This window comes from Pseudomonas sp. AL 58, from assembly GCF_036348395.1.
GTDB classification, from domain to species: domain Bacteria; phylum Pseudomonadota; class Gammaproteobacteria; order Pseudomonadales; family Pseudomonadaceae; genus Aquipseudomonas; species Aquipseudomonas defluvii.
The window spans coordinates 1-10,293 of record NZ_JAZBQR010000039.1 but is presented as its reverse complement, the minus strand read 5'-3'; the positions used below and the strand labels follow the sequence as shown (position 1 = coordinate 10,293).

Below are 10,293 nucleotides of genomic sequence, written 5' to 3'. Positions count from 1 at the left end.
CTCGGCGCCCTGGCCCAGGAAAACCGCAGCAACGCCTATGAAGCCCTGGCCAAGGCCCTGGCGCCGCTGAGCCGGGCAATCCTGGACGATATCGGCGCGCTGGCCAGCAACCCCCATGGCGTGTGGAATACCCTGGTCAAACGCCTCGGCGCGGCCTTGCTGCGGCTCAGGGGCGAGGAAGCCATGGCCCTGAGCCCGACCTGGAACAGCCTGCTGGTGGCGATCAAGCTGGGCACGGGGGCCGGGGCGCGCTGGGGCATGGAAGCTGGCAAACCGGTACTGCGCCTGTTTGGTGACTCGGCCGAGGAACTGTGGCGCTGGGCCCAGTCGACCGGGCGGGCCATTAGCCAGGGACAACCGGCGGGCATCTTCAACAGCAAGGTGGTGCAAAACAGCGGCGGTTTGATCGCCCTGATGGTGCTCCTGCTCAACAGCTGGAATGCCAATAGCTACCTGAGCCAGGCCAGTGCGCTGGAGGGGATGGACAATCAGCGGATCAACGACACGATTTCCGCGACGCTGTATGCCGGGGCGGCGTTGACGGCGGTGGTGGATATGCAGATTCGGAAGGGGTTGGGGGTAAAAGAAGTTTCAGCAAAGCTTCCTAATAATATCTGGGCAAGCGCACCTGTATTGACGTTGTTTGGTGGTGTTATTGGTGGGTTGTCATTTTATGCAGCATTTAAAGAATTCAGCTCACTACAAACGCAACTGGAAAACTCCCACAACTCTATAGATCCATGGCTGGACATGCGCCACTCCGTCGTTGGCGCTCAAGTGGCGGTTTTCGGCACCCAAGCATTACTCGGTGTAGCCTATACCGCCAGGGCTATCGCTGGTGTCATGACCGTCGATGCCGCAATTGCAGGTTTTTCACTCTGGATGGGGCCGGTCACGATCCTGATCGCCGGGCTGGGCATGCTGTACCTGATCGCCTGGTTTTTCCAGCAAAAGCCCTTGCAGACTTTTCTCGCCAACTGCTGCTGGTCCAAACAACGGGCGCGCTACCTGGGGCCCGTTTCGCCTGAGGCGCAGCAGCAGGAGTTCGCCCAGCTGTACCGCATCCTGTATGCGCCGAAGGTCAGTGTTGAGGTGCTCAACACGCTGACCTATTCAGCTCATCCCTACATTAAACGCAGCCTCTCAGTCATCAGAAGCCTGACCCTCGACCTGCCGGGTGCGGAACCCCACAGTACCTACCTGGCGCTGGCCATGATCGGTGACCCGATCGATCGTGATACCTGGGATATGCAACTGGAGATGAACCCACTCAGCACCGTGGCACCGCCGCGCTTATGGTGCGATGTCGGTAAATACTGGCTGGCGGAAAGCCGCTGCAGTTGGATACCCCACCAAGAGGGGCAAGGCCTGCGTTTGCACGGTGAGTTTCGCCTGTCGAACAACCTCAGTTCAAACCCCGCCAATGTTTCGCTGCGCGTGTACTACCGGACACCACTGATCTCGCTGCTCGGCGAGGGCGCCTTTGTCGGCGGCGAACGGGGCGTGGCCTTTACCATCACCCATAAAGATGGCGTCGTCGCCCTGCGTGACGATCCTACTCCCGGTTTGGACAGTGCCCGGCATTACCTGTTGAGTGACCAGCAGCAATGCTCGCGCTACCTGCAGCCGACGTGGCGAAAATGAGTAGACCGGCAGCCGGTACAACCCAAAAACGCTTGTTCTCACAACGTGATTACCTGGCACCCCTGCCGATCCCGACCGGTGAACCGCCGGCGGATGTACTCAACACCATCTGGCGCAAGAATGAGGTGTTTCTCGATATTGGGAGCTACAGCATTGGATCAGGGGTGATGGTCATATGGCCCCTTGCGATGATGTTTCTGATTATGGGGTATTACTCTTGGGATGATGACCTCTGGTACATCTTCGCTATTGGAGCAGGACTCATCGTTGGTGTTCCATCATTTATCTTGATCCACGGCCTGTTCCGCCCAGTCCCCTTGCCGTTGCGCTTCAATCGCCAACGCCGCGAAGTCTGCGTCCCTCGCGAAGACGGTGAGTACTGGATTGTGCCGTGGGAATCGGTCACTGCAGCAGCCGTCCAGCATTCGACCGTCAGCCAAGGGGGCCGAATGGAAATGGGGTTGTTATTCATCGGCTTTGACAACCCCGATCCCGATGCACAGGAAGGTAACCAGCATTTCAGCCTGGGTTTCAACTGTGGAGGTGGTACCACGGCGATGGCCTTGTGGGAGTGCATGCGCAGTTATATGGAAGTCGGGCCGCAGGCGCTACCTGAAGCCAACGACTTTGAAGGTGCCCGCGCAAGGCTTAAAGGGCGAAACGTCTTCTGGGGCGAATGTTGTAATTACATGGATGGCATTCGCGAGTATGCCGTCACTGGGCGCATGCACAAGGCACTATGGCTGGTGTTTGCCCTGTTCGTGTTCGGCGCGCCGTTGGCCTTCATGCTGCAAACCTGGAAGCTCTCACCCCCACCGGACCTGCCGTACCCCGAAATCAGCGAATGGTCAAAACCCCTGCCACCCGAACAGTGGGCCAAGCGCTCACCTGAGCTGGAAGCAGCCATCGCTGAGCGTGAGGCTGAACTGGCGGCGAAGTCGACGCCTGCCTTGAGCCGGGGAAATGATGAGTAGACCGGCAGCCGGTACAACCAAAAAGCGCCTGTTCTCACAACGTGACTACCTGGCCCCCCTGCCGATCCCGACCGGTGAACAGCCGGCGGATGTACTCAACACCATCTGGCGCAAGAATGAGGTGTATCTCGATATTGGGAGCTACAGCATTGGATCAGGGGTGATGGTCATATGGCCCCTTGCGATGATGTTTCTGATTATGGGGTATTACTCTTGGGATGATGACCTCTGGTACATCTTCGCTATCGGAGCAGGACTCATCGTTGGTGTTCCATCATTTATTTTGATCCAAAGCCTATTCCGCCCAGTCCCCTTGCCCTTGCGCTTCAACCGCCAACGCCGCGAAGTCTGCGTCCCTCGCGAAGACGGTGAGTACTGGATTGTGCCGTGGGAATCGGTGACCGCAGCGGCCGTGCAGCATTCGACCGTCAGTCAAGGGGGGCGAATGGAAATGGGGTTGTTATTCATCGGCTTTGACAACCCCGATCCCGATGCACAGGAAGGCAACCAGCATTTCAGCCTGGGTTTCAACTGTGGCGGCGGTACTACGGCGATGGCCTTGTGGGAGTGCATGCGCAGTTACATGGAAGTCGGGCCGCAGGCAGTTCCTGATAGTCGGGTTGGGGAAATACCTTATGAAAAGACGCAAATAGGCTCAATCGTCACCAGCTTGCGTAAAGGTGATGTGTTTGATGTGTTGCACGGGATATTTTTCATCACTGTCTTTGGAACCTGGTTGGCAGAGAAAGCACAGAACCTGAAATTGTCTGCACCACCGGACCTGCCGTACCCCGAGATCAGCGAATGGTCAAAACCCCTGCCACCCGAACAGTGGGCCAAGCGCTCACCTGAACTGGAAGCGGCTATCGCTGAGCGTGAAGCGGAGCTGGCGGCAGCGGGCTTGTAACAACTTTCGGAAGCGTCCTACATCCCTCTAGAAGGCCATCTGCTAGCGTTCGAACCCTTCGTATTCGAGGCGCTACGGCAGGCGCGAGCATGCCGTCTACTGCTGCTGCAAAAAGGACAGGAACTGTTTGCAACCACCCATCACGTGCGATTCGGTCAGGCCTTCAGTCGCCTGGGCACGGCTCTCAGGTGTTGACCTTTAGCGACAGTCGGGGCGCAAAAAATACGGGCGTGAGTGAAGTACGGCCAGAAAAGCCAGGTGAGGGATCAAGTGTTTTTTGCCGGAGGGATTGCTTTGGATGATGGGGTCAAGCACAGCGCAGCCGAGTGGGATGACAACCCATTGCTTCAGCGTTTGCCACGCCTTCGTGCAGCGATGGTGCGGTTGGGGCTTGTGTGTCTGGATCGCGAGTGGCGAGGCCAGGAGGCCGCGTATCGGTTCCGGTGCAGTCGCAACCACGTGTTCAGCAGGGCGCTTCTGGTCATTTCGAGCCCGCGGTCAGGAGGGTGTCGGGTGTGTGTGGCACAGGATCGTGATCGGCGCTTGTTTGCCCGGGCCGAATGCGCGGGTGTGACCTGCCTGGAGTCGGCGTGGCTGGGCATTGATGCAATGCACCGCTTTCGTTGCCCGCAGGGGCATGAATGGCGCCGCAAGGGGTCTCACGTGCTGCGCAGTGCCAATTGCCCGACCTGCGGGCACGAGAAACACAGCCAGCGCATGCGCCGCAAGGATGGTCTGCTCAGGTTGCAGCAGGTAGCTGCTTCGCACGGTGGAGTCTGCCTGGCCGAGGTCTACGCGGGTGGGCATCAGGCCTACGCGTTCCGTTGCGCCCAGGGGCATATGTGGGCGTCGGTGGGTAATGAAGTGTTGAGGCGCACCTGGTGTCCGGAATGTGCCCGGCTGCGCAAGGTGGTCGAGTATCGTCTACGGGATGGCCTGGCGCGGTTGCAGCGCAAGGCGGCAGAGCGGGGCGGCGTTTGCCTGGCCGATCGCTATGAGGGGTCCGCTGCCCGCTACCTCATGCGTTGCGCAAAGGGGCACGAGTGGCGTGCGACGGGTAAGCGGCTTCTTCGCGGAACCTGGTGCACGGTGTGCGTCCATGATGCCAAGCGCTTGAGCATTCGTGATGCTCAGCGGGAGGCGCAGGCGCGTGGCGGGCAATGCCTGTCCACGACGTACGTCAACAACAGTACCAAGCTTCATTGGCTGTGTGATCGCGGGCATAGCTGGCATGCCCCGCTGGCAACCATCAGGGCCAGGCACTGGTGCCCGGAGTGTGCATGCATGTCGAGGATCAGCAGTCGCAAATCCAAGGCTCGATCACGCTATGTCGAGGCGTCGGCGTCCGTTGCCGATGAGTGGCTATTTGCCGCGTCTCAGGAGTAGCGCCCGATCTTCGCTGCTTTCATGCCCAGGCAGTCTTCAGGCCGTAATCGTCTAACGCAGTATCGGTTGTCGCTCGTCCAACGGGGTGGAGGATGCCTCGACTGGGTATCGTGCGGTGTCGACTTGATTTCCTCGGGTTTCCCGACTTCTATCAATACAGACCCATCATTTGGCGATGTGCTCGCCATAGCCAGCCATTGAACACCGGCGCTGTAATGGTCAAGGAGTTGTCACTCAGTCCTCAACCTTGGTCGTTGATGATGCCAAACAAAGCACTGCGAATCCTGATTGCCGATGAACACCCCACGCAACTTCTGCAATTGGAGAAGATGCTCAATGGCATGGGCTATTACCGGATCGCGCCTGTGCGCACCTTCGAAGAGTTGCAGCACCTGGTGCAGAATGCGTTGCAGCCCTTCAACCTGTTGATCGGCAATATAGACCTGGCAAGCCATGCGGGGGTTGATCTGGAGCGCTTTTGCCGTGTTCATGCGCAGATCCAGCACGCCTTGCTCTATGAATCGCAGCATTTGAAAATTCCCGCTGTGCCCGCCGGGAAGCGCCAGGCGGTGAGCGTGAGGCTGCCGAGGGTGCCAGACAACGAGTCGCTGGAGGCGTTCATGGCGATCATCGACGCCCCGATGGTGATCGCACGTCTGCCGGGCCCTGGAGGCAGTGCCAGCGTGCCCAAGCATACCGGGCGTGGCTCCAGCCTGGGACCGACGGTCTTTTCCCGGCAATCCTGAAACTGTTTTTGCTATCCTCTTGCGCCTGCCCCGCGCGCCAGGATGCGCGTCGACTGTTTCTCGACCACGGACCTGCCATGACTGCCTCCCACCCTGTGAGCCCGCTGCGGCTGTCGCGTAGCGACCACAAGACCCTCAGCCTGGCCGCCCTTGGCGGCGCGCTGGAGATCTACGATTTCATCATTTTCGTGTTCTTCACCCTGACCCTGAGCCAGCTGTTTTTCCCGCCGCAGATGCCTGAGTGGCTACGCCTGCTGCAAAGTTTCGGCATCTTTGTCACCGGTTATCTGGCTCGTCCATTGGGCGGCATTCTGATGGCGCACTTTGCCGACCATCTGGGGCGCAAGAAGGTGTTCAGCCTGAGCATCTTGATGATGGCGCTGCCCTGCCTGCTCATCGGTGTGATGCCTACCTATGCCGAGATTGGCTACTTCGCGCCCCTGCTGCTGTTGGCCTTGCGCATCTTCCAGGGGGCTGCGGTCGGCGGTGAGGTGCCCAGTGCCTGGGTGTTCGTCGCTGAGCATGCGCCACCCGGGCGCCGTGGCTATGCCCTCGGCTTTTTGCAGGCGGGGTTGACCTTTGGCTACCTGCTGGGCGCTCTGACCGCAACGGCGCTGGCGCAGCTGTTCAGCCCCCAGGAAATACTCGATTACGCCTGGCGCCTGCCTTTCCTGCTCGGTGGTGTGTTTGGGGTGATCGGCGTGTGGCTACGTCGTTGGCTGAGTGAAACGCCGGTGTTCCTGGCCCTGCGCGAGCGCCGTGAACAGCCAGTGGCGTTCCCCTTGCGTACGGTATTGCGTGAGCATCGCCAGGCGCTGGTTCCGGCGGTGCTGCTCACCTGCGTGCTGACCTCGGCGGTGGTGGTGCTGGTGGTCATCACCCCAACGGTGATGCAGCAACGGTTTGGCATGACGGCCGGCCATACCTTTGCCCTGAGCAGCATCGGGATTGTCTTTCTGAATATTGGCTGCGTACTGGCTGGCCTTTTGGTTGATCGGATCGGTGCCTGGCGCGCCTTGACGATCTACAGCCTATTACTGCCGCTGGGTATCGCCGGTTTGTATGCCAGCCTGATCGGTGGCTGGAGCTGGCCCGGGTTAGCCTACGCCTTGGCGGGCTTGAGCTGTGGCGTGGTCGGCGTCGTGCCTTCGGTGATGGTCAGCTTGTTCCCGGCTCAGATTCGCGTGTCGGGCATTTCCTTCACCTACAACATCGCCTATGCCCTGTGGGCCAGTGTCACACCGCTGATGTTGATCGCCTTGATGCCTTGGAGCCCTTGGGTCTGTGCCGGTTTTGCACTGGTCATGGGTACGGTCGGTGCCGCCGCGGCGGTGTATTTTGGCGCCAGAAACGATGGGGTGTTTGCCGACGAGGCGTTGCAGTGTTAAGCGGGCAATGAGCAACAAAAAAGCCCCCTCGACCTGAACGGTGAGGGGGCTTTTTTAGGCGTGCGGCTTACATGTTCGGGTAAGTTGGCCCGCCAGCACCTTCCGGTGCGACCCAGGTAATGTTCTGCGAAGGGTCCTTGATGTCACAGGTCTTGCAGTGTACGCAGTTCTGGGCGTTGATCTGGAAGCGCTTGTTGCCGTCTTCCTGGGTGACCACCTCGTAAACGCCGGCAGGGCAGTAGCGTTGAGCGGGCTCATCGTACAGCGGCAGGTTGGTCTTGATCGGGATGTTCGCGTCCGCCAGTTTCAGGTGGCACGGTTGCTCTTCTTCATGGTTGGTGCTGGAGAGGAACACCGAACTCAGTTTGTCGAAGCTGAGTTTGCCGTCTGGTTTCGGGTAGTCGATCCTGGTCGAGTCGGCGGCCAGCTTGAGGCAGGCGTAGTCCGGTTTGGTGTCGTGCAGGGTGAATGGCAGCTTGCCGCCGAACCAGTTCTGGTCGACATAGTTGAAGGCGGCGCCCAGCAGCGGGCCGAACTTGTGCATGGCCGGGCCGAAGTTACGGCTGGCGAACAGCTCTTCGTAGAGCCAACTGGCCTTGAACGCATCGACGTAGGAGGTCAGCTCATCGCCGCCTTCCTTGCCAGCCAGCAGTGCTTCGGCAACGGCGTCGGCGGCGAGCATGCCGGACTTCATCGCGGTGTGGCTGCCCTTGATCTTGGCAACGTTCATGGTGCCCAGGTCGCAGCCGATCAGTGCGCCACCCTTGAAAACCATTTTCGGCAGCGAGTTCAGGCCGCCCTTGGCCAGGGCGCGGGCGCCGTAGCTGATGCGCTTGCCGCCTTCGAGGTACTGCTTGAGTACCGGGTGATGTTTCAGGCGCTGGAACTCGTCGAACGGCGACAGGTAGGCGTTGCCATAGGACAGGTCGACGATCAGGCCGACCACCACCTGATTGTTTTCCAGGTGATAGAGGAAGGAGCCGCCGGTGTTTTCGGTCGCCATGATGTCCAGCGGCCAGCCAGCGGTGTGAACTACCAGGCCTTGTTGGTGCTTGGCCGGGTCGATTTCCCAGATTTCCTTCAGGCCGATGCCGTAGTGCTGCACGTCGGCTTCGCTGTCCAGGTTGAAACGCTTGATCAGTTGCTTGCCGATATGGCCACGGCAGCCTTCGGCGAACAGGGTGTATTTGCCGCGCAGTTCCATGCCCGGGGTGTACAGGCCTTCTTTCGGGTTGCCTTCGCGGTCGACGCCCAGGTCGCCGGTGATGATGCCGCGAACCACGCCATTTTCGTCGAACAGCGCTTCCTGGGCGGCAAAGCCTGGGTAGATTTCCACGCCCAGGTTCTCGGCCTGCTGCGCCAGCCAGCGGCACAGGTTACCCAGCGAGATGATGTAGTTGCCTTCGTTGTGCATGGTTTTCGGCACAAACAGGTCAGGTACCTTGACCGCGCTGTCAGCGTTCTTCAGCACGTAGATGTCGTCGCGCTTGACCGGCGTGTTCAGTGGGGCACCCAGTTCTTTCCAGTCTGGGAACAGCTCGTTCAGTGCGCGCGGTTCGAATACGGCGCCGGAGAGGATGTGTGCGCCGACCTCGGAGCCTTTCTCGACCACGCAGACGCTGATTTCGCTACCGGCTTCGGCGGCCTTCTGCTTCAGTCGGCAGGCGGCGGACAGGCCTGCCGGGCCAGCGCCGACGATGACCACGTCGAATTCCATGTATTCGCGTTCCACAGGTTCTCTCCTACTCAAGGCTCATCGTTTTTTCTTTATTGGCGGGTGCCAGGCGGTCACCGATCAGGCGTAAGGGGCGATGCCTTCGCTGTAGCTCGGGCGATGACGGACTACACCGCTTTCTCTTGGCCGCGCATTATATCTACACCACTTGCGCGGTCCAATACAAACGTTTGTTTGAATTTGCCGCAGGCCAGTAAAATCAAAGAGGCGCGGCTTGAAGCTGGCCGGTTTGCCGTATTGACCGGATTGGGTGTTACGGTCAAGATACGAGCGGTTTTACGCTCGCCGTAGGCTGATCGTAGGATGCAGGAGCACCCCTAAAACCTGGCAAAAAGCAGGGCAGTTAAGCCAAAACCCGCTTTGTAGTGGAGTTTACACGCCACGACACAGAATGACCCACGGGTTTTGCTATTAAAAGGTCAAAAAAGGACTGATCAGTCAGTTCCGCTTGGCCTGCCCGAAATCGTTTTTAGAGGTGCCCTTGTACCCACGCGCAATCGCCGGGCTCGCCCCAGGCGACATTCTTTTCACCGGAGAGTAACGAGGAATCCATGAAGGTTCTTGTAGCTGTCAAACGAGTGGTCGACTATAACGTCAAGGTTCGCGTCAAGGCGGACAACTCCGGCGTCGACCTTGCTAACGTCAAGATGTCCATGAACCCCTTCTGCGAGATCGCTGTGGAAGAGGCCGTACGCCTGAAGGAAAAAGGCGTGGCGACCGAGATCGTCGTCGTTACCATCGGCCCGAGCACTGCTCAGGAGCAACTGCGTACGGCGCTGGCGCTGGGCGCCGACCGTGCCATCCTGGTCGAGTCCGCTGAAGAGCTCAATTCCCTGGCCGTGGCCAAACTGCTCAAGGCGGTTGTCGACAAGGAGCAGCCACAGTTGGTGATCCTTGGCAAACAGGCCATCGACAGTGACAACAACCAGACCGGCCAGATGCTGGCAGCGTTGAGCGGTTTCGCTCAGGGCACCTTCGCTTCCAAGGTTGAAGTTGCCGGTGACAAGGTCAACGTCACCCGTGAAGTCGACGGCGGCCTGCAGACCGTTGCGCTGAACCTGCCAGCCATCGTTACCACCGACCTGCGCCTGAACGAGCCACGCTACGCTTCCTTGCCCAATATCATGAAGGCCAAGAAGAAGCCGCTGGAAACCGTTACCCCGGACGCCCTGGGCGTTTCCACCGCTTCCACCACCAAGACCCTGAAAGTCGAAGCGCCTGCTGCACGCAGCGCGGGTATCAAGGTCAAGTCGGTTGCTGAACTGGTCGAGAAACTGAAGAACGAGGCGAAGGTAATCTAAATGACTATCCTGGTTATCGCTGAACACGAAAACGGTGCCGTTGCCCCGGCCACCCTGAACACTGTTGCCGCTGCTGCGAAAATCGGTGGTGATATTCACGTACTGGTTGCTGGCCAGGGCGTTGGTGCCGTAGCGCAGGCCGCTGCGAACATCGCTGGCGTCAGCAAGGTGCTGGTTGCCGACAACGCTGCCTACGCGCACCAGTTGCCAGA

7 protein-coding genes and 2 pseudogenes are annotated in these 10,293 nt (G+C 59.5%); 8 read left to right on the top strand and 1 reads right to left on the bottom strand.

The genetic code is table 11. From position 1 onward, the window contains the following. From UIA24_RS22640 to UIA24_RS22615, 6 genes and pseudogenes are all read left to right on the top strand, one after another. Positions 1-1,644, top strand: a pseudogene (locus UIA24_RS22640) (toxin VasX); the annotation flags it as partial. After that, positions 1,641-2,618, top strand: a complete 978-nt coding sequence (locus UIA24_RS22635; protein WP_330523993.1) for a DUF6708 domain-containing protein — start codon at positions 1,641-1,643, stop codon at positions 2,616-2,618. The pseudogene UIA24_RS22640 and the gene UIA24_RS22635, both read left to right, overlap by 4 nt. Next, positions 2,611-3,525: a DUF6708 domain-containing protein gene (locus UIA24_RS22630; RefSeq protein ID WP_330523994.1), complete on the top strand. Its 915-nt coding sequence runs from the start codon at positions 2,611-2,613 to the stop codon at positions 3,523-3,525. Before UIA24_RS22635 ends, UIA24_RS22630 begins: the two co-directional genes overlap by 8 nt. Positions 3,526-4,044: 519 nt before the next feature. Further along, positions 4,045-4,911: a hypothetical protein gene (locus UIA24_RS22625; protein ID WP_330523992.1), complete on the top strand. Its 867-nt coding sequence runs from the start codon at positions 4,045-4,047 to the stop codon at positions 4,909-4,911. Between the two features lie 260 nt (positions 4,912-5,171). Beyond that, positions 5,172-5,657, top strand: a complete 486-nt coding sequence (locus UIA24_RS22620; RefSeq protein WP_099776585.1) for a histidine kinase — start codon at positions 5,172-5,174, stop codon at positions 5,655-5,657. 77 nt (positions 5,658-5,734) lie between these two features. Continuing rightward, positions 5,735-7,045: an MFS transporter gene (locus UIA24_RS22615; protein WP_065761842.1), complete on the top strand. Its 1,311-nt coding sequence runs from the start codon at positions 5,735-5,737 to the stop codon at positions 7,043-7,045. 67 nt (positions 7,046-7,112) lie between these two features. Here UIA24_RS22615 and UIA24_RS22610 read toward each other — a convergent pair whose 3' ends face one another. Next, the gene (locus tag UIA24_RS22610) at positions 7,113-8,777 is read right to left on the bottom strand and encodes an electron transfer flavoprotein-ubiquinone oxidoreductase (protein ID WP_065761841.1); all 1,665 of its coding nucleotides are present in this window, start codon (positions 8,775-8,777) and stop codon (positions 7,113-7,115) included. A 554-nt stretch (positions 8,778-9,331) separates the two neighbouring features. Between UIA24_RS22610 and UIA24_RS22605 the strand changes: the two genes are divergently transcribed. Together UIA24_RS22605 and UIA24_RS22600 are read left to right on the top strand one after the other, a co-directional pair. Continuing rightward, positions 9,332-10,081, top strand: a complete 750-nt coding sequence (locus UIA24_RS22605) for an electron transfer flavoprotein subunit beta/FixA family protein (protein ID WP_099774007.1) — start codon at positions 9,332-9,334, stop codon at positions 10,079-10,081. After that, positions 10,082-10,293: pseudogene (locus UIA24_RS22600) on the top strand (electron transfer flavoprotein subunit alpha/FixB family protein); the annotation flags it as partial.